Annotated in this window: 19 protein-coding genes and 1 riboswitch; of the genes, 13 read left to right on the forward strand and 6 right to left on the reverse strand. The window is 71.1% G+C overall.

Going from position 1 to position 21,050, the window contains the following annotated elements:
• Positions 1-1,416 carry a quinolinate synthase NadA gene (gene nadA / locus ABME01_RS04830; protein WP_353827227.1) on the reverse strand — a complete coding sequence of 472 codons (1,416 nt, stop codon included), beginning with the start codon at positions 1,414-1,416 and terminating at the stop codon, positions 1-3.
• Entirely contained in the window at positions 1,413-2,192 is a 780-nt protein-coding gene (locus ABME01_RS04835; RefSeq protein ID WP_353827228.1) for an NUDIX hydrolase, read from the reverse strand. The genes nadA and ABME01_RS04835 overlap by 4 nt, the downstream gene beginning before the upstream one ends.
• 197 nt (positions 2,193-2,389) lie before the next feature.
• A riboswitch (glycine riboswitch) is annotated at positions 2,390-2,497 on the forward strand.
• Between the two features lie 151 nt (positions 2,498-2,648).
• On the opposite strand from ABME01_RS04835, the gene gcvT reads away from it, so the two are divergent.
• From gcvT to gcvP, 3 genes are read left to right on the forward strand one after another with little or no spacing between them, the layout of a single operon-like run.
• Entirely contained in the window at positions 2,649-3,827 is a 1,179-nt protein-coding gene (gcvT, locus tag ABME01_RS04840; RefSeq protein ID WP_353827229.1) for a glycine cleavage system aminomethyltransferase GcvT, read from the forward strand.
• A gap of 49 nt (positions 3,828-3,876) precedes the next feature.
• The gene (gcvH, locus tag ABME01_RS04845; protein WP_353827230.1) at positions 3,877-4,248 is read left to right on the forward strand and encodes a glycine cleavage system protein GcvH; all 372 of its coding nucleotides are present in this window, start codon (positions 3,877-3,879) and stop codon (positions 4,246-4,248) included.
• A gap of 58 nt (positions 4,249-4,306) precedes the next feature.
• A complete protein-coding gene (gene gcvP / locus ABME01_RS04850; protein WP_353827231.1) occupies positions 4,307-7,201 on the forward strand; it encodes an aminomethyl-transferring glycine dehydrogenase in 2,895 nt (964 codons plus the stop codon).
• Positions 7,202-7,242: 41 nt separating this feature from the next.
• Here the strand turns inward: gcvP and ABME01_RS04855 are convergent, their stop codons facing one another.
• A complete protein-coding gene (locus ABME01_RS04855) occupies positions 7,243-7,725 on the reverse strand; it encodes a DUF2231 domain-containing protein (protein ID WP_353827232.1) in 483 nt (160 codons plus the stop codon).
• Between the two features lie 86 nt (positions 7,726-7,811).
• Between ABME01_RS04855 and ABME01_RS04860 the strand changes: the two genes are divergently transcribed.
• From ABME01_RS04860 to ABME01_RS04870, 3 genes are all read left to right on the forward strand, one after another.
• Entirely contained in the window at positions 7,812-8,318 is a 507-nt protein-coding gene (locus tag ABME01_RS04860; protein ID WP_353827233.1) for a sigma-70 family RNA polymerase sigma factor, read from the forward strand.
• Entirely contained in the window at positions 8,315-9,028 is a 714-nt protein-coding gene (locus ABME01_RS04865; RefSeq protein ID WP_353827234.1) for an anti-sigma factor family protein, read from the forward strand. Before ABME01_RS04860 ends, ABME01_RS04865 begins: the two co-directional genes overlap by 4 nt.
• Positions 9,029-9,122: 94 nt before the next feature.
• A complete protein-coding gene (locus tag ABME01_RS04870) occupies positions 9,123-9,665 on the forward strand; it encodes a COG4315 family predicted lipoprotein (protein WP_353827235.1) in 543 nt (180 codons plus the stop codon).
• 44 nt (positions 9,666-9,709) lie between these two features.
• Here ABME01_RS04870 and ABME01_RS04875 read toward each other — a convergent pair whose 3' ends face one another.
• Positions 9,710-9,895 (reverse strand): hypothetical protein, encoded by a 186-nt coding sequence (locus ABME01_RS04875; protein ID WP_353827236.1) that lies wholly within the window; start codon positions 9,893-9,895, stop codon positions 9,710-9,712.
• A 137-nt stretch (positions 9,896-10,032) separates the two neighbouring features.
• Between ABME01_RS04875 and ABME01_RS04880 the strand changes: the two genes are divergently transcribed.
• A complete protein-coding gene (locus tag ABME01_RS04880; protein ID WP_353827237.1) occupies positions 10,033-10,509 on the forward strand; it encodes a hypothetical protein in 477 nt (158 codons plus the stop codon).
• Here the strand turns inward: ABME01_RS04880 and ABME01_RS04885 are convergent.
• Complete coding sequence (locus ABME01_RS04885) at positions 10,455-11,219, reverse strand: CPBP family intramembrane glutamic endopeptidase (RefSeq protein ID WP_353827238.1); 765 nt, start codon at positions 11,217-11,219, stop codon at positions 10,455-10,457. The two genes, ABME01_RS04880 and ABME01_RS04885, sit on opposite strands and share 55 nt — an antisense overlap.
• A gap of 212 nt (positions 11,220-11,431) precedes the next feature.
• On the opposite strand from ABME01_RS04885, the gene ABME01_RS04890 reads away from it, so the two are divergent.
• The 6 genes from ABME01_RS04890 to ABME01_RS04915 all read left to right on the forward strand — a co-directional run bounded on the left by ABME01_RS04890 (position 11,432) and on the right by ABME01_RS04915 (position 20,058).
• Positions 11,432-13,051 (forward strand): peptide ABC transporter substrate-binding protein, encoded by a 1,620-nt coding sequence (locus ABME01_RS04890; RefSeq protein ID WP_353827239.1) that lies wholly within the window; start codon positions 11,432-11,434, stop codon positions 13,049-13,051.
• 184 nt (positions 13,052-13,235) lie between these two features.
• A complete protein-coding gene (locus ABME01_RS04895; RefSeq protein WP_353827240.1) occupies positions 13,236-14,165 on the forward strand; it encodes an ABC transporter permease in 930 nt (309 codons plus the stop codon).
• Positions 14,155-15,105, forward strand: a complete 951-nt coding sequence (locus ABME01_RS04900) for an ABC transporter permease (RefSeq protein WP_353827241.1) — start codon at positions 14,155-14,157, stop codon at positions 15,103-15,105. The genes ABME01_RS04895 and ABME01_RS04900 overlap by 11 nt, the downstream gene beginning before the upstream one ends.
• Positions 15,102-16,871 (forward strand): dipeptide ABC transporter ATP-binding protein, encoded by a 1,770-nt coding sequence (locus ABME01_RS04905; protein ID WP_353827242.1) that lies wholly within the window; start codon positions 15,102-15,104, stop codon positions 16,869-16,871. Before ABME01_RS04900 ends, ABME01_RS04905 begins: the two co-directional genes overlap by 4 nt.
• A gap of 236 nt (positions 16,872-17,107) precedes the next feature.
• A complete protein-coding gene (typA, locus tag ABME01_RS04910) occupies positions 17,108-19,012 on the forward strand; it encodes a translational GTPase TypA (RefSeq protein WP_353827243.1) in 1,905 nt (634 codons plus the stop codon).
• 191 nt (positions 19,013-19,203) lie between these two features.
• Positions 19,204-20,058 carry a M23 family metallopeptidase gene (locus ABME01_RS04915; protein ID WP_353827244.1) on the forward strand — a complete coding sequence of 285 codons (855 nt, stop codon included), beginning with the start codon at positions 19,204-19,206 and terminating at the stop codon, positions 20,056-20,058.
• Positions 20,059-20,106: 48 nt separating this feature from the next.
• Here the strand turns inward: ABME01_RS04915 and ABME01_RS04920 are convergent, their stop codons facing one another.
• Positions 20,107-20,919: an enoyl-CoA hydratase/isomerase family protein gene (locus ABME01_RS04920; RefSeq protein ID WP_353827245.1), complete on the reverse strand. Its 813-nt coding sequence runs from the start codon at positions 20,917-20,919 to the stop codon at positions 20,107-20,109.
• Between the last annotated feature and the right edge of the window lie 131 nt (positions 20,920-21,050).

Below are 21,050 nucleotides of genomic sequence, written 5' to 3' on the forward strand. Positions count from 1 at the left end.
TCAGGCTCCGCTCGCCGGGGCGGCGGCGGCCGCCGCGGCATCCGTCGCCTGTGCGATCGTCGAGCCGGCGGGCACCGGCACCGACGCCGGGGGCTTGGCCGCGAGCATGCGCTCGAGTGCCAGTCGGGCGGGCTCCGCGACGTCCTCGCCCACCGAGATGCGGTTGACGATGCGACCGGCGACGAGTTCCTCGAGCACCCACGCGAGGTAGCCCGGGTGGATGCGGTACATCGTCGAGCACGGGCAGACCACCGGGTCGAGGCAGAAGATCTCGTGCTCGGGATGCTCGGCCGCGAGCCGCTGGACGAGGTTGATCTCGGTGCCGATCGCGAAGGTCGACCCGGCCGGCGCGGCCTGGATGGCCTTCACGATGAAGTCGGTCGAGCCGGCGGCGTCCGCGGCGTCGACGACCGGCATCGGGCACTCGGGGTGCACGATGACCTGCACGCCGGGGTGCTCGGCGCGGGCCCGGTCGATCTGCTCGACCGTGAACCGTCGGTGCACCGAGCAGAAGCCGTGCCAGAGGATGACGCGCGCGTCGGCGAGCTCCTCCGCGGTGTTGCCGCCGAGCGGGCGGTGCGGGTTCCACATCGGCATCCGCTCGAGCGGGACGCCCATCGCCTTCGCCGTGTTGCGGCCGAGGTGCTGGTCGGGGAAGAACAGCACCCGCTGTCCGCGTTCGAAGGCCTGGTCGAGCACGGTCCTGGCGTTCGACGAGGTGCAGACGATGCCGCCGTGGCGGCCGACGAACCCCTTCAGTGCGGCGGAGGAGTTCATGTACGTCACGGGGATCACGGGGACGCGCCCGTCGGCGTCGGTCGCCTCGAGGTCGCCGTACACCTCGGCGAGCTGCTCCCAGCACTCCTCGACGCCGGATTCGTCGGCCATGTCGGCCATGGAGCATCCCGCGGCGAGGTTCGGCAGGATCACGGCCTGGTCGGGGCGGGAGAGCATGTCGGCGGTCTCGGCCATGAAGTGCACGCCGCAGAAGACGATCGCCTCGGCCTCCGGACGGGTCATGGCCGCGTTCGCGAGCTGGAAGGAGTCGCCCGTGAAGTCGGCGTGCTGCACGACCTCGTCGCGCTGGTAGAAGTGCCCGAGGATCACGACCTTCTCGCCCAGCGTCGCCTTGGCGGCGCGGATGCGATCGTGCAGCTCGGCGTCGGAGGCCTCGCGGTACTCGGCGGGCAGGGCGCCCTGGCGCGGCGCACCCGTGGGGATGACGTCGCCCATCGACGAACCGGGACCGTAGCCCGCGGGGCCGGCGTCGAACTCCCACGGCCCCTTCGCGAGGTCGGGCGTGCAGGTCTCGCCCGCGGCCTTCCCGGTGGTGATGAGCCGGATGGTGCGGTCGACGGAGGCCGCGCGGCGGATGTCGCGCTCGCGCTCGGGGCTGGTGACGGTGGCGTTGCTCATGGCAGTTCCTTGCTGTGCGTGCCGGGCCTGGTCTGGGCGACGGCCGAGGCGGCCGCCGGCGGCGTCCCCGTCGACGCCGGTGAGGGCGACGTCGCGGGGGAGTGGGCGGGATCGAAGCGGTAGAGCGCGGGAGGGCGGTGGCGGGTGCCGGCGAGGCGCACGCCCGTGTCGACGAGGGTGCCCGTGGCCTCCATCGTGCGGCGGAAGTTCGCGGGGTCGAGCCGGCGGCGGAGCACGGCCTCGTGGACGTGGCGGAGCTCGGCCATGGTGAAGGTCTCGCCGAGCAGGGCGTGCGCGATGCGCGAGTACTCGAGCTTGGTGCGCAGCCGCCGCAGCGCGTAGTCGAGGATCGCGGCGTGGTCGAACGCGAGCTCGGGCAGCGCGTCCTCGTCGAACCAGCAGACGTTCTCATCGGAGACCGCGCGCTCGACCTCGTCGGAGTGGACCAGGGCCCAGTAGACCACCGAGACCACGCGCTCGCCCGGTGAGCGCTCGGGGTCGCCGAAGGTGTAGAGCTGCTCGAGGTAGCGCGGCGCGAGGCCGGTGGTCTCGTGCAGCGTGCGCGCGGCGGCGGCGTCGAGCGCCTCGTCGACGGGGAGCCAGCCTCCGGGCAGCGCCCAGCGGCCGAGTCCGGGCTCGCGCAGGCGCCGGACGAGCGGCACCCGCAGGCTCGCCGGGCGCTCCCGGCCCGGACGACCGGAATCGGCCTGGTCGGGGGCGAGCGCGAAGATGACCGTCGAGACGGCCAGGCGCGCGTGCGCGTCGTGCTGCGACATCGATCGCCCCCTTCTCGTCGGCTCGGGTGGACTTCGAGTCACTGTGACGCGAAGTCGACGATGCCCAGCTTACAGTCACCGTGACACGAACGCGAATCGGATGAAGCGGGCTCCGCGCCGGCGGCGACGCGCCCGCGCGGGCGCCCACGCGCCCCGCGCGTTGCTAGACTGCCCCCGACAACCTCATACCGGGCCATCGACGCATCGCGGGAGAGCCGGCCGGGTCCGCTGCGGCGGAGACCGACCGGCACCGAAGGAGCAAGCCTCCCCGCCAATCTCTCAGGTCGCATCACCGCGATGACGAGGCCACTCTGAAAAGCGGATGCCGCCACGGCGGACCTCCCGCCGAAGGTGAAAGCTCCGCCCACGGGCGTCGCGAAGCTCTCAGGCCCATGACAGAGGGGGAGTTCCTTTGAGCGGCGACCGCCGCGCGATCCGCGCGATCCAGGAGAACTCGTGACCGACGCACCCGGAACCACCCACCAGGCCCCCACTGAGCGCCGCAGCCCCCTCGACGAGGTGCACCGCGCCGAGGGCGCGTCGTTCACCGACTTCGCCGGCTGGCAGATGCCGGTGCGCTACTCCAGCGACCTCGCCGAGCACCACGCGGTGCGGCAGCACGCCGGGCTCTTCGACCTCTCGCACATGGGCGAGATCGTCGTGGTCGGCCCCGAGGCGCCGGACGCGCTCGACTACGCGCTCGCCGGCAAGCTCTCCGCGATCGCCGAGGGCCAGGCGAAGTACTCCCTCCTCCTCGCCCGCGACGGCGGCGTCATCGACGACCTCGTCGTCTACCGCACCGGCGAGGATCGCTACATGGTGGTCGCGAACGCGGCGAACCGGCACGTCGTCGCCGAGGAGCTCCGCGCCCGCACCGCACCGTTCGAGACCGAGGTGTTCGACGAGTCCGACGACATCGCGCTCATCGCCCTGCAGGGTCCCGAGTCGCTCGAGGTGCTGCAGCAGACCGAGGGATTCGGCATCGACGGACCCGGCAACGACGAGGAGGACTTCGTCGCCGCCGTCGCCGCGATGAAGTACTACCGCGCGCTCCCCGCGACCTTCCAGGGCGTGCCCGTGCTCGTCGCCCGCACCGGCTACACCGGCGAGGACGGCTTCGAGCTCTACGTCGCCCCCGAGCGGGCCAGGACGCTCTGGGACGCGCTGCGAGAGACCGGCGGCCCGCGCGTCGTCCCGTGCGGCCTCGCGAGCCGCGACACGCTCCGGCTCGAGGCGGGCATGCCGCTCTACGGTCACGAGCTCGGCCGCGACGTCTTCCCCGTGCAGGCCGGTCTCGGCCGGGTGGTCGCCCTCTCCAAGGAGGGCGACTTCGTCGGACGCGAGGCGATCGAACAGGGCCCCGCGGACGACGCGCCCGTGCTCGTCGGCCTCACCGCCGAGGGCCGCCGCGCTCCGCGCGCCGGCTACGCCGTCTTCGACGGCGACGGCGACGATGCCCGCCGGGTCGGCGAGATCACCTCCGGCGCCCTCTCGCCGACGCTCGGGTACCCGATCGCGATGGCCTTCGTCGCGCACGACGTGTCGGACCCCGGCGTGACGCTCTTCGTCGACGTGCGCGGCACGCGCATGCCGGCATCCGTCACCGCCCTGCCCTTCTACAAGCGCGGCGCCTGACGCCCGCGACCCCGGACCGCACCGCACCGATCAGCACGAGGAGCACCCCATGACCGACCGCAGCGAACTGCAGTACACCGAAGAGCACGAGTGGGTGAAGGTCGACGGCGAGACCGTCACGATCGGCATCACCGACTACGCCGCCGAGAAGCTCGGCGACGTCGTCTACGTCGACCTGCCCGACCCGGGCAGTACGGTCACCGCCGGCACCGTCGTCGGCGAGATCGAGTCGACGAAGTCGGTAGGCGAGCTCTACGCGCCCGTCGACGGCGAGGTCGTCGAGTCCAACCAGGCCGTCGTCGACTCGCCCGAGCTCGTCAACAGCGACCCGTTCGGCGACGGATGGCTGCTCAAGGTGACCACCTCCTCGCTGCCCGCCCTCCTCACCCACGACGAGTACCGCGCCCTCACGGGCGAGTAGTCGCCCCTCCGCCGGCGAGGCCGGCACGGCGACCCGCGACAAGGAAACCAGCACGCACATGCCCAGCACCTCCACGGCCTTCGACGTCGACGCCTTCGGGCGCCGCCACATCGGCACGACCCCGCGCGACCACGAGTGGATGCTCGCCGCGCTCGGCTACGACTCGCTCGACGCGCTCATGGACGCGGCGGTGCCGAGCGCCATCCGCATGCACGAGGTCGTCGACTCGGCGATCCCCGCCGCGGCGACCGAGCGCGAGGCACTCGCCGAGCTGCGGGAGCTCGCCGACGCGAACACCGTGCGCACCGCGATGATCGGCCTCGGCTACTCCGGCACGATCACGCCCGCGGTGATCCAGCGCAACGTGCTGGAGAACCCGAGCTGGTACACGGCGTACACGCCGTACCAGCCCGAGATCTCCCAGGGCCGGCTCGAGGCGCTGATCAACTTCCAGACGACGGTCTCCGACCTGACGGGCCTCGACACGGCCAACGCGTCGATGCTCGACGAGGGCACTGCGGTCGTCGAGGGCATGCTCCTCGCGCGCCGTGCGTCGAAGAACCGCACGAATCGGTTCGTCGTCGACGCCGACGCGATGCCGCAGACGCACGCGCTGCTCGCGTCGCGGGCGGAGGCGGTCGGCATCGAGCTGGTCGTCGCCGACCTCGACGAGACGACGGACGTCGCGGCGCTCGGCGAGCACTTCGGCGTCTTCGTCCAGTACCCCGGGGCGTCGGGTCGCGTGTGGAACCCGTCGGCGGTGATCGCCGGATCGAAGGAGCAGGGCGCGCTCGCGGTCGTCGCGGCCGACCTGCTCGCCATGGCGCTCGTGACGAGCCCGGGCGAGCTCGGGGCGGACGTCGCCGTCGGCACGTCGCAGCGGTTCGGGGTGCCGATGGGCTTCGGCGGCCCGCACGCCGGGTACATGGCGGTGCGCAAGGGCCTCGAGCGGCAGCTGCCGGGCCGCCTGGTCGGCGTCTCGCAGGACGCCGCCGGCCACCCGGCTTACCGGCTCAGCCTCCAGGCGCGCGAGCAGCACATCCGCCGCGAGAAGGCGACCTCGAACATCTGCACCGCGCAGGTGCTGCTCGCCGTGATGGCCTCGATGTACGCGGTGTACCACGGCCCTCGCGGCATCCGGCACATCGCCGTGACCACCGCGGCCAAGGCGAAGGCCCTGGCCGACGTGCTGACCGGCGACGGGCTCGAGCTCGAGCACGACGCCTACTTCGACGCCATCCGCGTGCACGTGCCCGGCCGGGCGCGCGACGTGGTCGAACGGGCCCGGGAGCTCGGCATCCACCTCTGGGAGGCCGATGAGGCGACCGTGCACGTCGCGGTCGACGAGACGACCACCGAGGCGGAGCTCTCGCTCGTCGCGCAGGCGTTCGGCCTCGGCGAGCGAGTCGACGTGCCGGTGTCGCTGCGCGAGCTGCCGGCCAGCCTGCCCGAGGCGCTGAAGCGCACGACGCCGTACCTCGAGCACCCGGTGTTCAACACCCACCACTCCGAGACGCAGATGATGCGCTACCTCAAGCAGCTCGCCGACCGCGACTACGCGCTCGACCGCGGCATGATCCCGCTCGGCTCGTGCACGATGAAGCTCAACGCGGCGACCGAGATGCAGGCCGTCACGTGGCCCGAGTTCGCGAACCTGCACCCGTTCGCGCCGGAGGCCGACGTGGTCGGCTCGCTCGGGCTCATCGAGCAGCTCGAGTCGTGGCTCGCCGAGGTCACCGGGTACGACACCGTCTCGCTGCAGCCGAACGCGGGCAGCCAGGGCGAGCTCGCGGGGCTCCTCGCCATCCGCGGGTACCACCTCGCCAACGGCGATGCCGAGCGCGACGTCTGCCTCATCCCCTCCAGCGCGCACGGCACGAACGCGGCGTCGGCGGTGCTCGCGGGCATGCGCGTCGTCGTCGTCGCGTGCGACGAGCTCGGCAACGTCGACCTCGACGACCTGCGCGCGAAGATCGCCGAGCACGGCGAGCGCATCGCCGCCCTCATGATCACGTACCCCTCGACGCACGGCGTGTACGAGCACGACGTGAAGGACATCACGCAGGCCGTGCACGACGCCGGCGGTCAGGTCTACATCGACGGCGCGAACCTCAACGCGCTGCTCGGCTTCGCCCGCTTCGGCGACGTCGGGGGCGACGTGTCGCACCTGAACCTGCACAAGACGTTCTGCATCCCCCACGGCGGCGGCGGACCCGGGGTCGGCCCGGTCGCGGCGAAGGCCCACCTCGCACCGCACCTGCCCGGTCACCCGATGGCGCAGCGCGCCGACCACGCGGGCGGCGTCACGCACGACGGCGGCCCGGTCTCCGCGGCGCCGTACGGCAGCCCGTCGATCCTGCCGATCTCGTGGGCGTACGTCCGGATGATGGGCGCCGAGGGGCTCAAGCAGGCGACCGCGTCGGCCGTGCTCGCGGCCAACTACGTCGCCGCGCGGCTCCGCGACCACTTCCCGGTGCTCTACACGGGCGAGAACGGCCTCGTCGCACACGAGTGCATCCTCGACCTGCGGCCCCTGACGGCCGAGACCGGGGTCACGGTCGACGACGTCGCGAAGCGACTCATCGACTACGGCTTCCACGCCCCGACGATGTCGTTCCCGGTCGCGGGCACGCTCATGGTCGAGCCGACCGAGTCGGAGGACCTCGCCGAGCTCGACCGGTTCATCGAGGCGATGATCCAGATCAAGGCCGAGGCGGATGCCGTGGGCCGCGGCGACTGGCCCGCAGAGGACAACCCGCTGCGCAACGCCCCGCACACCGCCGAGTCGGTCATCGCGGGGGAGTGGAACCACCCGTACACGCGCGAGCAGGCGGTGTACCCGGTGCACTCGCTCGTGCGCAACAAGTACTGGGCGCCCGTCCGGCGCATCGACCAGGCCTACGGCGACCGCAACCTCGTCTGCGCCTGCCCGCCGATCGAGGCGTTCGCGTAGCGGGGGGCGGACGCGGCCGTCGACGGCCGCGTCCGCTCGCGTCATCCGAGCAGCCCGCCCCAGACCGCTCGCGCGCCCGAGTCGCCGGCCAGGACCACGGCGACCACGCTGCCGACGCCGGCGACGGCCACCGCGACGCCCAGCACGACGGTCCCCGTGACCCGGATGCCGTGTCGTTCGCCCAGGGCGGGCACGCCGACACGGAACCACGTCCATTGGGCCGCCGCGACGACGAACAGCGCCGTCGTCCAGATCGGCACGGCACGACCGAACTGCTCGTGCTGCGCCGTGCCCGGGACCGGGCCGACACGGGCGAGGAGGTCCGCGCCGGCCTGCATGGTCACCGGCGCCAGCACCGCCACCGCGAGGGCCGCGAGGAAGGTGAGGATGCCGAGGCGCCGGCGCGCCGCCGGCCACCACTGGCCGAGCATCAGGAGGAGCGCGGTGAGCGGCACGAGCACCACGACGGCGTGGACGAGCAGCGGATGCAGCGGAAGCCCGATCAGTTCGGAGATATCGTCCATACCGAGGGCACGAGACCGGTCGGCCTCCGGTTCATCCGCTCGGTGAACCGTTCGGGTCCCGGCCTCGTGGTCCCGGTGGAGGTCCCATGCCGAGCGACGACGATTCCGCGCTGCGGGCGCTGCACGACGCGCACGCGCCGGCGATCCGTCGTTACGTCATGCACCTGACCGGCGGCAGCGCGAGCGTGGACGACGTCGTGCAGGAGACGCTGCTGCGCGCCTGGCGCAGCCCGCAGATCATGGCCGAGGGGCCGGATGGCACGCGGGCGTGGATGTTCACCGTCGCCCGGCACCTCGTGGTCGACGAGCAGCGCAGCGCACGGCGGAGACACGAGCTGGGCACGGCGGACCCGCCCGAGCGTGCGGTCGACGATCGCACCGACGCGCTCTTCGAGCGACTGATCGTCGAGGAGGCCCTCGCCTCGCTCAGTGCGGACCACCGTGCCGTCATCGTCGAGGCGTACTACGGCGGGCGCAGCACCGCGGAGCTCGCCGATCGCCTCGGCATCCCGGAGGGCACGGTCAAGTCGCGCCTGCACTATGGACTGCGCGCGCTGCGCCTGGCCCTGCAGGAGAAGGGGGTGACCCGGTGAACGACGACCACGAGCGCTACGCGGACTGGGATGCCGCGTACGTGCTCGGCGCGCTCACGCCAGTCGACCGGCGAGCGTACGAATCGCATCTCGATGGCTGCGAGCGGTGCCGCGCCGCGGTCGCCGAGCTGGCGCCGATGCCGGGACTGCTCGCGCGGCTCGACGCGGAATCGGCTGCCCGCGTCGGCACCGGGTCGACCGGGTCTCCTGCGCCCGTCGCGCCGGTGGCCCGAGCGGAGGCGACCGAGGCGCGCGACCGTCCGGGTGCGGCGAGGGCGCCGTCGCGACCGCGGCGCGCTCGGGTCCTCGCCGCGGTCGCGGCGGTGGTGCTGCTCGTCGGCGCGGTCGTCGCCGGCGTGGTCACCGCGGTGCTCCCGAACGGCGAGACGGAGACGATCGCCATGCAGCCCGTCGGCGACACCCCGCTCACGGCGTCGGTCGAGGTCGAGAACGTCCCGTGGGGCACCCGCCTGTCGATCACCTGCCGGTACGGGACCGGCGAGTGGACGGGCGAGGGCCGGACGTGGGAGTACGGCCTCTACGTGACGGATGCGTCCGGCGAGGAGTCGCGGGTGTCGACCTGGCACGCAGGCGAGGGCCAGGTGATCCGCCTCGAGGCGGGAACCGCGCTCGACCGCGACGACCTCGTCTCGATCGAGGTGCGTGCGCTCGGCTCCGGCGAGGCGCAGCTCGAGGCCGACCTGCCCTGACGGCCCGTCGGAGCGCCGCGGCTCGTGAACCGCGACGGCACCCGCCTCGTGTCACGGGTGATCGCACCTCGCGATCATCGAACGGAGGGTTTCCATGGATTCCAGGATCATGCTTGGCGCGGCGGTCGCCGCGGCGGCACTGCTCGGATTGGCCGGATGCTCCACCGGGGACGACGGCGGGCCGACCTCGTCGAGCGTCGAGTCGAGCGGGTCCGCGTCGGATGAGGCGACGGCGGAGGACACGGCGACGCCGGACGCGTCAGACGACGACGGCTCGTCGGGCGTCACCGGACTGGCGACCGCCGAGACAGACCTCGGCACCATCGTCGTCGATGCGGACGGCAACACCGTGTACCAGTTCGACAGCGACACGCAGGGCGGTGACGCATCCACCTGCGAGGGACAGTGCGCCGACAACTGGCCGCCGGTCCACGGCGACGACGGCGAGGTCGAGCTCGACGGCGTCACGGGCGAAGTCGGCTCCATCACGGGGATCGACGGTGAGGCGCAGCTCACGCTCGACGGATGGCCCCTCTACTACTTCGCGGGCGACGCCACCGCGGGCGACACCGCGGGACAGGGCGTCAACGACGTCTGGTGGGTGCTGACGCCGGCGGGCGAGCCGATCCGCGGCTGACGGGCGAGCGCGTCCCGCGCTCCCCTCGGGCGGCCCTGCGCCGGTCAGGCCGTGCGCGGGGCCGCGTGGCGTCCCTGCTCGACGTAGACGACGCGGGACTCGATCTCGGCGGCCCGGCGGCGCAGCACCCGGCGCTCGGCCTCCGCGATCTCGGCCTCGGTCGCGGTGAAGCGGTGCGCAGTGCGACGGCCGGCGAGTCCGCCGGCGTGTGCGGCATGTGCGAGGTCCATGGTCTTCCTTCCGCTGGGCCGACGGTTCGCGGCGGCTCAGGCCAGCGTGCGCCGCGGGCGGTCGTGCGGCATCCGGGCGGTCCCCGCGTCGGTGCCCGGGGGTACACTGAGGATCACTCGCACTAAGGGGGGTGCGCATGATCCCGATCGACCTCGTTGGGCTGCTGGCCACGCTCGGTTTCGTGGGCGTGATGGTCGGCTGCACGATCGGCGCGTCACGGATGACGGGCCTCGAGCAGCGCGCCGGCATGCTCGATCGCCGGAACCCGGGGCTCGCCGACGCGCTGCGTCGAGCCGAGTCCTTCAGCGACATGAGCCGCGGTGGCTTCTACGGCGGCGCCGAGCAGTTCTCCTCGGTCTGCACGCCGGGGCGCCGCAGCTGGATCGACGGCGCGCGCGTGCGCGCGAACGACTCCGACCTGCGCGTCGAGCCGCCGGAGGAGTCGCTGCCGCCGATGCCGGCGACGGTGGTCGCCCTGGCCGGGTCGCGCCACGTCGCCGAGGCGCCTCGACCGCGGCATCCGTCACCGGTGCCGGCCCGCCCGGCGTCGCCGGTGGCTCACTCGGCCGGCGGTGCGAACAGCTCGGGCCACCAGCCGACCGCGAGCGGGTAGCCGACGAACGACACGACGTCGAGGAGCCAGTGCGCGATGACGAGCGGCATCGTGCGGCCCCATCGCGTGTAGGCCCAGCCGAAGACGACGCCCATGACGGCGTTGCCGATGAAGCCGCCGAACCCCTGGTACAGGTGGTAGCTCCCGCGGAGCAGCGCGCTCGAGAGGATCGTCGCCCACGGACCCACGCCGAGCTCGCGGAGCCGGGTGAACAGGTAGCCCACCGCGATGACCTCCTCGGTGAGCGCCGCCTTCAGCGCGGCGAGCACGAGGATCGGCACGGTCCACCAGTAGGCGTCGAGGGGCTGCGGGACGACCGCCACGGTGAACCCGAGCGCGCGCCCCGCGGCGTAGAGCGCGAGCCCCGGCACGCCGATGACCGCGGCGAGCAGGACGCCGGACCCGAGGTCCCGGCCGGGCCGGGTGAGGTCGAAGCCGATCCTCCGGAAGGGGCTGCGGCCCGGCTGCCAGAGGAGGTAGAGGACGAGGGCGACGACCGCGAGGCCGAACACGACGTCCAGGAACTGGTAGGTGAAGTCGAGCCACTCGCGCGTCGACCGCGATTGGTTGAGGGCGGCGCTCTGCTGGCCGAGCGGCCGGTCCGCGGTCAGGCGTGCCACGATCGCGACGATCGAGTAGACGGCCGAGGCGCCCAGGGAGAGGGCCAGCACGATCGCGATCTCGATCCGAAGGCGGCGGGCATCGGCCATGCGGCAATCCTCGCACGGGGGCGCGCGGCGCAAGAATCGTGCGTCGGGCCGTGCTCATCTGCGCACGCGCGCCTCGCAAGATTGCGCCTCGGTAACGGTTCCGCCGTGAAGTTTGTTCGGCCCGGGGCCGCTTATAGTCTCGATTCACCTACCAGCGCCCCCCTGCTCGACCGCCAATCGAACAGGCGTGCGCTCATCTCACAGGAGGAACATTGAAGATCAAGAGAATCGGCGTCGCAGCCATTGCTCTTGCGGCGGCCGGCGCGCTCACGCTCGCCGGTTGCTCGTCCAGCAGCGAGCCCACCGCACCCGCCGGTGACACCACCGCGATCATCACCACGAACGGTTCCGAGCCCCAGAACCCGCTGGTCCCGACCAACACCAACGAGACCGGCGGCGGCAAGATCCTCGACTCGATCTTCGCTGGCCTGGTCTACTACGACGGCGAGGGCGCTCCGCACAACGACATGGCGGAGTCGATCGAGACCGAGGACGCTCAGACGTACACGATCACGATCAAGGAAGGCCAGAAGTTCACGAACGGCGAGGACGTCACCGCCGAGTCGTTCGTGAAGGCCTGGAACTACGGCGCCGCGCTCGACAACGCGCAGCTCTCCAGCTACTTCTTCGAGTCGATCGAGGGCTTCAGCTACGACGAGAACCGCGACGAGCTCGAGGGCCTCGAGGTCGTCGACGACCGCACCTTCACGGTGACGCTGTCGCAGCCGGAGTCGGACTTCCCGCTCCGACTCGGCTACTCGGCCTTCTTCCCGCTGCCCGAGGCGGCGTGGGAGGACCTCGACGCCTTCGGTGAGAACCCGATCGGCAACGGCCCCTACATGCTCGACGGCGAGGGCGCCTGGAAGCACAACGAGCGCATCGACCTCGTGAAGAACGAGGACTACCAGGGCGACCGTCAGCCCGCCAACGGTGGTCTCTCGATCATCTTCTACGCGACGCAGGACGCGGCCTACGCCGACCTGCAGGGTGGCAACCTCGACGTGCTCGACGCCATCCCGGACAGCGCGCTCTCGACCTTCCAGGACGAGTTCGGCGACCGTGCCGTCACCCAGGGTGCTGCGATCTTCCAGTCGTTCACCATCCCGGACCGCCTCGCGCACTTCGAGGGCGAGGAGGGCCAGCTCCGCCGCGCCGCGATCTCGCACGCGATCAACCGCCAGGAGGTCACCGACGTGATCTTCTCCGGCACCCGCACCCCGGCGCACGACTTCACCTCGCCGGTCATCGACGGCTACTCGGAGGACATCCCGGGCAGCGACGTGCTCGACTACGACGCCGAGATGGCGAAGGAGCTGTGGGCCGAGGCCGACGCAATCAGCCCGTGGGAGGGTTCGTTCCAGATCGCGTACAACGCGGACGGCGGCCACCAGGGCTGGGTCGACGCGGTGACCAACCAGATCAAGAACGAGCTCGGCATCGACGCCTCGGGTGCTCCGTACCCGACGTTCGCCGAGATGCGCACCGCCGTCACCGACCGCACGATCGAGACGGCCTTCCGCACCGGTTGGCAGGCCGACTACCCGTCGCTCTCCAACTTCCTCGCGCCGATCTACGCGACCGGCGCCGGCTCGAACGACGGCGACTACTCGAACCCCGAGTTCGACGCGCTGATGGACGAGGGTCTCGGTGAGACCGAGGTCGAGGCCGGCATCGAGAAGTTCCAGCAGGCGCAGGAGATCCTCTTCGAGGACCTTCCCGCGATCCCGCTCTGGTACTCGACGGTGAACGGCGCCTGGAGCGAGCAGGTCGAGAACGTCCAGTTCGGCTGGAACTCGGTGCCCCTGTACTTCCAGGTCACCAAGAGCGAGTAATTCTCGGTCGGGGCGACTGAGGGTTAGACTCTCTGACGCCCGTGGGGCGGCGGTCCGGTCGGATCGCCGCCCCACTCCCACGTATCCGGGGTGTGCCGAGGCGCGTAACATCGTGTGTGCGCACTCCCATAACGGTGAGGTTTCTTCAACTATGTCTACACACGCAGATCGCGGGGCCTGATCCATGGCCGGCTACATCGCGCGCCGACTCCTGCAGGCCATCCCTGTGCTGCTCGGCACCACCTTCCTGATCTACTTCATGGTCTTCGCAATGCCGGGCGACCCGGTCGTCGCCCTGTTCGGCGACAAGACCCCCCCGCCCCAGGTGCTCGAGGCCGTCCGGGAGCGGTACAACCTCGACCAGCCGTTCATCGTGCAGTACCTGCTCTTCCTCGGCGGCATCTTCCGCGGTGACTTCGGCGTCTCGTTCTCGGGCCAGCCGGTCGGCGACATCCTCGCCGAGACGTTCCCCGTCACGCTGCGCCTGGCCGTGCTGGCCGTCTTCTTCGAGATGGTCGCCGGCATCACCATCGGCCTCATCTCCGGTCTGCGCAAGGGCGGCATCTTCGACGCCAGCTTCCTCGTGCTCAGCCTGATCCTGATCTCGCTGCCGATCTTCGTGGTGGCGTTCGTCGCGCAGTACGTGCTGGGGATCCAGCTCGGTCTGTTCCGAACGACGGTCGGACCGGGTGCTCCGATCCAGGACCTGATCATGCCGGCCATCGTGCTCGCGACGATCAGCTTCGCCCAGATCGTTCGACTGACAAGGGCGTCGGTCATCGACACGGGAGGACAGGACTTCGTTCGCACCGCCGCGAGCAAGGGCCTGGCCCGTCGCCGTATCGTCCCCGTGCACATCCTGCGCAACTCGCTCATCCCGGTCGTGACCTACCTCGCCGTCGACTTCGGCACGCTCATGGTGGGCGCGACGGTGACGGAGGGCATCTTCAACGTGCCTGGCGTCGGCCGAACGCTGTACCAGGCCATCATCCGCGGCGAGGGACCGACCGTCGTCTCGTTCGTGACCGTCATGGTGCTGATCTACCTCGTCATCAACCTCCTGGTGGATCTGCTGTACGCCGTGCTCGACCCGAGGATCCGCTATGCCAAGTAACACCAGACCGACTCAGGCGCACTACGTCGCGCCGATCGACGAGACGCCGCTCGTCGCGATCGACTCCGTCAAGGCCGAGGGCAAGCCCTCGAACCTGTGGCGCGACGCCTGGCGCGACGTCCGCAAGCGGCCGATGTTCTGGATCTCGGCGACGATGATCTTCCTCATCGTGATCGTCGCCCTCTTCCCGACGCTGTTCACGAGCCTCGACCCGCGGTACTGCCAGCTCTCGCTGAGCAACCAGGGTCCCGGCGACGGCAGCGTGCTCGGCTACAACCGGCAGGGCTGCGACATCTACGCGCGGATCATCTACGGCACCTCGACCTCGCTCTCGGTGGGGATCATCGTGACCACGATCGTCGCCACGCTGGGCATCATCATGGGCTCGCTCGCAGGCTTCTACGGCGGATGGGTCGACGCGGTGCTCTCGCGCCTCGGCGACATCTTCTTCTCGATCCCCTACATCCTCGCCGCCGTCGTCATCATGTCGGTGCTCTCGCAGTACGTGAGCGTGTGGACGATCTCGCTCGCGATCGGCATCTTCGCCTGGCCGGCCACCGCCCGTGTGCTGAGGGCCGAGATCCTGCGGGTCAAGAACTCGGACTTCGTCATGGCGGCCACCGCCGTGGGCGTGACCCGGTTCCGCATCCTGCTCCGGCACGTGCTGCCGAACTCGATCGCGCCGGTCATCGTCATCACGACCATCTCGCTGGCGTCGGCGATCGTCGCGGAGGCGACCCTGTCGTTCCTCGGCGTCGGACTCCCCTCGAGCCAGATGTCGTGGGGCAATGACATCAGCCAGGCCCAGGTCGACCTGCGCACGAACCCGCAGACCCTGATCCTGCCGTCCATCGCGCTGTCGGTGACCGTCCTGAGCTTCATCATGCTCGGCGAGGTCGTCCGTGACGCGCTCGACCCGAAGGCGAGGGCGCAGCGATGACCACCACCGTGAACGGAACCGACGTGCAGCAGACGACCCCGCAGGGCGAGGAGCGCCCGCTCCTCGAGATCAAGGACCTCAAGGTGGACTTCACCACCCAGGAGGGCAAGGTCACGGCCGTCGACGGCGTGAACATCACGCTGTACCGCGGCCAGAGCCTCGCGATCGTGGGTGAGTCCGGCTCGGGCAAGTCCACGACCGCGCACGCGATCATCAACCTCCTCCCGGGCTCCGGCCAGATCGCGGGCGGGCAGATCCTCCTCGACGGCCAGGACATCTCCAAGGCCTCGAAGAAGGAGATGGAGGCGATCCGCGGTCGCAAGATCGGCTTCGTGCCGCAGGATCCGATGTCGAACCTCAACCCGGTCTGGTCGATCGGCTTCCAGGTCGAGGAGGCCGTGAAGGCCAACGGCATCGCCTCGGGACGCAAGGAGGTTCGCGCCCGCGCGATCGAGGTGCTGAAGCAGGCCGGCCTGCAGGACGCCGACCGCCGACTGAAGCAGTTCCCGCATCAGTTCTCGGGCGGCATGCGCCAGCGCGTGCTGATCGGCATCGGCCTCTCCGCCGACCCGCAGCTGCTCATCGCGGACGAGCCCACCTCGGCGCTCGACGTGACCGTCCAGCGCGTCATCCTCGATCACCTCGAGTCGCTCACGCGCGAGCTCGGCACGACCCTGCTGTTCATCACGCACGACCTCGGCCTCGCCGCGGAACGTGCCGAGCAGCTCGTGGTCATGTACAAGGGCAAGGTCGTGGAGTCGGGTCCCTCGCTCGAGATCCTCCAGAACCCGCAGCACCCCTACACGAAGCGGCTCGTCGCCGCGGCGCCGAGCCTCGCCTCGCGCCGCATCCAGTCGAGCCACGGGCACGGCGAGGAGGCCGAGCCGGCCGCCGACGCCGATGCGTCGCCGACGACCGATGCGATCGACCTGATCGCGACGGCGGAGGCGCGCGCGGAGGCGCACGAGGCGCTCGCGTCGAAGCCGCCCGCCGTGATCGTCGAGGACCTGACGAAGGTCTTCAAGATCCGCGGCTCGGGTGACTTCACCGCGGTCGACAACGTGTCGTTCCAGATCCCCAAGGGCACCACCATGGCGCTCGTGGGCGAGTCCGGCTCGGGCAAGTCGACCGTCGCCAAGATGCTGCTGAAGCTCGAGGATGCGACGAGCGGCAAGATCATCGTGGGCGGCAAGGACCTGGAGCAGGTCAGCTCGAAGGAGCTGTTCGAACTCCGCAGCCGGATGCAGCCGGTGTTCCAGGACCCGTACGGGTCGCTGAACCCGCTACGGAACATCGGCAACACGATCGCCGAGCCGCTGTCCACGCACGACGTCGGCGACCGCCGGTCGCGGCGCGAGCGCGTGTTCGAGCTGCTCGACCAGGTCTCGCTGCCGCGCACCCTGGTCGGCCGCTACCCGAACGAGCTCTCCGGCGGACAGCGGCAGCGCATCGCGATCGCGCGTGCGCTCGCGCTCAAGCCCGAGATCGTCATCCTCGACGAGGCCGTCTCGGCGCTCGACGTGCTCGTGCAGGCCCAGATCCTGCGCCTGCTCGCCGACCTGCAGGCGGAGCTCGACCTCACCTACCTCTTCATCACGCACGACCTCGCGGTCGTGCGCGTCATCGCCGACAACGTCTGCGTGATGCAGAAGGGCAAGATCGTCGAGGCCGCCGCCACCGACGAGGTGTTCGAGAACCCCACGGAGCAGTACACGAAGGACCTCCTCGCGGCCATCCCGGGAGCGAACCTCCAGCTCGGCGCCTAGTCGCCGACGCACTGCACCGGACGCCCGGTCCCCGCTCGGGGGCCGGGCGTCCGGCGTCCGCGCGACCGGCGCCGCCGGGCCCCCGCCTCCGACGTGCTCCGCGACGCGGTAGTCTGGACTGGCGCGAACCGTGTGCATCGGTCGCTCGCGCTCCCACCGACTCCCATCCAGCGCAGTGCGCTGCCGATCCGCGCCCCGGAGCCGTTCGACTCCGGTGGCCACGCGAGGACTCCACCATGGCCAAGGCCACCCGCAACGACCTGCGCAACGTCGCGATCGTCGCCCACGTCGACCACGGCAAGACGACGCTCGTCGACGCGATGCTCCAGCAGACCAACTCCTTCGACGCGCACGCGCACATCGAGGAGCGCGCGATGGACTCGAACGAGCTCGAGCGCGAGAAGGGCATCACGATCCTCGCCAAGAACACGGCGATCTCGTACAACGGGGTGCACGCGGGCGACTCCCCGGTCACCATCAACGTCATCGACACCCCTGGTCACGCCGACTTCGGCGGCGAGGTCGAGCGCGGCCTGTCGATGGTCGACGGCGTCGTGCTCCTCGTCGACGCGAGCGAGGGGCCGCTCCCGCAGACCCGCTTCGTGCTGCGCAAGGCGCTCGAGGCCCGCATGCCGGTCATCCTGCTCGTGAACAAGACCGACCGGCCCGACGCGCGCATCGACGAGGTCGTCGCCGAGAGCCAGGACCTGCTCCTCGGCCTCGCCTCCGACCTCGCGGACGACGTCCCCGACCTCGACCTCGACGCGATCCTCGACGTGCCCGTCGTCTATGCGTCGGGTCGCAACGGCGCGGCGAGCCGCACGCAGCCCGCGAACGGCGCCCTGCCCGACAACGACGACCTCGAGCCCCTGTTCGAGGCCATCCTCGAGCACATCCCGGCCCCGACCTACGATGACGAGCACCCGCTGCAGGCGCACGTGACGAACCTCGACGCGTCGCCGTTCCTCGGTCGCCTCGCGCTGCTCCGGGTCTTCCACGGCACCATCAGGAAGGGCCAGACCGTCGCGTGGGTCAAGCACGACGGCTCGGTCCAGAACGTGCGCGTGACCGAGCTCTTCCTGACGAAGGCGCTCGACCGCTTCCCCGCCGAGAGTGCCGGCCCGGGCGACATCGCCGTGGTCGCCGGGTTCGAGGACATCATGATCGGCGACACGCTCGCCGACCCCGAGGACGTCCGCCCGCTGCCCGTGATCGCGGTCGACGAGCCCGCGATCTCGATGACGATCGGCACCAACACGTCGCCGCTCGTGGGCAAGGTCAAGGGTCACAAGCTCACCGCGCGCATGGTCAAGGACCGCCTCGACCGCGAGCTGATCGGCAACGTGTCGCTCCGCATCGTCGACATCGGCCGCCCCGACGCGTGGGAGGTGCAGGGCCGCGGCGAGCTCGCGCTCGCCATCCTCGTCGAACAGATGCGGCGCGAGGGCTACGAACTGACCGTCGGCAAGCCCCAGGTGGTCACGAAGCACGTCGACGGCAAGCTGCACGAGCCGTTCGAGCACCTCACCATCGACGCGCCGGAGGAGTACCTGGGTGCGATCACGCAGCTCCTCGCCTCGCGCAAGGGTCGCATGGACAACATGTCGAACCACGGCACCGGATGGGTCCGCATGGAGTTCGTGGTGCCCAGCCGCGGCCTCATCGGCTTCCGCACCGAATTCATGACCACCACGCGCGGCACGGGCATCGCGAACGCCATCTCGCACGGCTACGACGAGTGGGCGGGCCAGATCGTGACGCGGAACAACGGTTCGATCGTCGCCGACCGGGCCGGCGTCGTGACGCCGTTCGCGATCATCGCCCTCCAGGAGCGCATGACCTTCTTCGTGAACCCCACCGAGGAGGTCTACGAGGGCATGGTCATCGGCGAGAACTCGCGCAACGACGACATGGACGTGAACATCACGAAGGAGAAGAAGCTCACGAACATGCGTTCGTCGACGGCCGACACCTTCGAGTCGATGACGCCGTCGCGCCAGCTCTCGCTGGAGGAGTGCCTCGAGTTCGCCCGCGAGGACGAGTGCGTCGAGGTCACGCCGACCGCCGTGCGGATCCGCAAGGTGGAGCTCGACGCGACCGCTCGTGCCCGCGCGGCATCGCGACTGAAGAAGCAGGGCTGAGCCGCTCGGCTCGCCGCCGTGGAACGGCCCCCGCCCGCACGTCGGGCGGGGGCCGTTCCGTCTCGGCGGCCGCACGCGGGGCGCGGGGCGGCGAACTGAGGAAGCTTTCAGAAACAATCCCGTAGAGTGCTCGGGTTCTTCAACTTCGTTGATTCGTTACGTATTCGTTACCTGAGATTTCGTCCCCGCCTATGAACCCCACTTCCCACGGCCGCCGTGCCTCCGGCCGCCCCCAGTACCGTCGTGCCGCGACTCCCGTCTCCGCTGCGACTGCGAACGCGGAGCGCGAGGCCGCGGCGCCCGCCGCGCCCGCCCGGGCCGCCCGTCGCCGCACCGCGGCGCTGCTGCGCCCGGCCATGACGCTCGGCGCGATGACCCTCGCCGGCGGCATGCTGCTCTCGACGAGCCTCCCGGCGCTCGCGGTCTCCGCGACCGACGCGGAGGCGCGAGCCTCCGTCTACGCCCCGGACGGGGACACGCTGTCGCTGCGTCCGCAGTCGCTCGAAGTGGGCGCCGAGGTCGCGCTCGAGCCCATCGAGCCCGGCTCGTTCGACGTCGAGAAGGCGCCGCCGCCCATCCAGTCGAGCGTCGCCGGCCTCGGCAGCGTCTCGCTCGTGCAGGCCGACCGCGTCGTCTGGCCGGTCGACCCGTCGCGCACCTCCGACGGCTTCGGCCCGCGCCTCGCGCCGTGCGCCGGCTGCTCGTCGGTGCACGACGGAATCGACTTCAACCCCGGCCAGGGCGCCACGATCAGCTCGATCGCGGACGGCGTGGTGATCACCGCGACCGAGTCCGGCGGCGGGTTCGGCGCCTACGTCGAGGTCCAGCACAACATCGACGGCGTGGTCGTCACGTCGCTCTACGCACACATGCTCTACGGCTCGGTGAGCGTGTCGGCCGGCCAGCGCGTCACCGCGGGGCAGGCCCTCGGCGCGGTCGGCTCGACCGGCCAGTCCACCGGCCCCCACCTGCACCTCGAGATGTACGGCGCCGACGGCGTCCGCTTCGACGGGATGGCCTGGCTCAGCTCGCACGTCACGGGCTGATCCGGCCGGCCGCCGCGACGCCGGGCCGCGCCTCGGGTTCCGGCGTCGTCAGCGCCCGCTGAACCGCGGCTCGCGCTTCTCGACGAAGGCGGCCACGCCCTCGCGCATGTCGTCCGTCCGGAATGCGTCGGCGAATCCGGCCACCTCGAGCTCGGAGGCGACGGCCGTCGGCGTTCCCGACGCTTCGACGAGGACGCGCTTGGCCAGCGCGACCGCCGTCCAGGCGTTCTCGGCGACCTCGTCGATCGTGGCTCGTGCGCCGGCGAGCAGCGCGTCGCGGTCGGCGAACCGGCGTGCGACCAGCCCCGCGGCCTCCGCGGTCGCCGCGTCGATGCGGCGCCCGGTGTAGATGAGCTCCTTCGCCAGCGGAAGCCCGACCGCTCGCGGCAGCCGCACGGTGCCGCCGAAGCCCGGGATGAGGCCGAGGCGGACCTCGGGCTGGCCGAACGCCGAGGCGTCGGTCGCGTAGATCATGTCGCAGGCGAGCGCGAGCTCGAGGCCGCCGCCCAGCGCGAAGCCGTCGACGCAGGCGATCACCGGGGCGGGGAAGGCCTCGATCGCCGCGGCCACCGCGTGCCCGAGCAGGGCCGACTCGGCGCCTTCCTCCGGTGTGAGGCCGGCGAGTGAGCGGATGTCGGCGCCCGCGACGAATGCCCGTCCGCCTTCGCCGACCACGATCACGCCGCGAACGGCGTCGCCCTCCGCCACGAGGGCCGCGAACGCCTCGGCCAGGGCGCGCAGGACGTCCGGGGAGAGCGCGTTGAGCGCCTTCGGTCGATCGACGACGATGGTCGCCACGTTCCCGTCGCGTTCCACGCGGACGGGCGGGCGGTTCTCGGCGTCGCCGGGCTGTTCGGTCATCCTCGATCGTCCTTCCCGCGGCACGACGCCGCACCGCCGACCACGCTACGCCATGCGGCGCGGGCGCTCGCGCAGGACGGCGTCGCCGGACGGGTGTTCGGCGCGGGGCGCTCCCGAGCGGCGGAGGATAG

Source organism: Agromyces litoreus, assembly GCF_040496015.1.
Lineage (GTDB): Bacteria > Actinomycetota > Actinomycetes > Actinomycetales > Microbacteriaceae > Agromyces > Agromyces litoreus.

Coding starts and splice junctions, on each gene's coding strand:
- nadA (WP_353827227.1), bottom strand. CDS start 1,416: ATGAGCAACGCCACCGTCACCAGCCCCGAGCGCGAGCGCGACATCCGC.
- ABME01_RS04835 (WP_353827228.1), bottom strand. CDS start 2,192: ATGTCGCAGCACGACGCGCACGCGCGCCTGGCCGTCTCGACGGTCATC.
- gcvH (WP_353827230.1), top strand. CDS start 3,877: ATGACCGACCGCAGCGAACTGCAGTACACCGAAGAGCACGAGTGGGTG.
- gcvP (WP_353827231.1), top strand. CDS start 4,307: ATGCCCAGCACCTCCACGGCCTTCGACGTCGACGCCTTCGGGCGCCGC.
- ABME01_RS04855 (WP_353827232.1), bottom strand. CDS start 7,725: ATGGACGATATCTCCGAACTGATCGGGCTTCCGCTGCATCCGCTGCTC.
- ABME01_RS04860 (WP_353827233.1), top strand. CDS start 7,812: ATGCCGAGCGACGACGATTCCGCGCTGCGGGCGCTGCACGACGCGCAC.
- ABME01_RS04870 (WP_353827235.1), top strand. CDS start 9,123: ATGGATTCCAGGATCATGCTTGGCGCGGCGGTCGCCGCGGCGGCACTG.
- ABME01_RS04875 (WP_353827236.1), bottom strand. CDS start 9,895: ATGGACCTCGCACATGCCGCACACGCCGGCGGACTCGCCGGCCGTCGC.
- ABME01_RS04880 (WP_353827237.1), top strand. CDS start 10,033: ATGATCCCGATCGACCTCGTTGGGCTGCTGGCCACGCTCGGTTTCGTG.
- ABME01_RS04885 (WP_353827238.1), bottom strand. CDS start 11,219: ATGGCCGATGCCCGCCGCCTTCGGATCGAGATCGCGATCGTGCTGGCC.
- ABME01_RS04895 (WP_353827240.1), top strand. CDS start 13,236: ATGGCCGGCTACATCGCGCGCCGACTCCTGCAGGCCATCCCTGTGCTG.
- ABME01_RS04900 (WP_353827241.1), top strand. CDS start 14,155: ATGCCAAGTAACACCAGACCGACTCAGGCGCACTACGTCGCGCCGATC.
- ABME01_RS04905 (WP_353827242.1), top strand. CDS start 15,102: ATGACCACCACCGTGAACGGAACCGACGTGCAGCAGACGACCCCGCAG.
- typA (WP_353827243.1), top strand. CDS start 17,108: ATGGCCAAGGCCACCCGCAACGACCTGCGCAACGTCGCGATCGTCGCC.
- ABME01_RS04915 (WP_353827244.1), top strand. CDS start 19,204: ATGAACCCCACTTCCCACGGCCGCCGTGCCTCCGGCCGCCCCCAGTAC.
- ABME01_RS04920 (WP_353827245.1), bottom strand. CDS start 20,919: ATGACCGAACAGCCCGGCGACGCCGAGAACCGCCCGCCCGTCCGCGTG.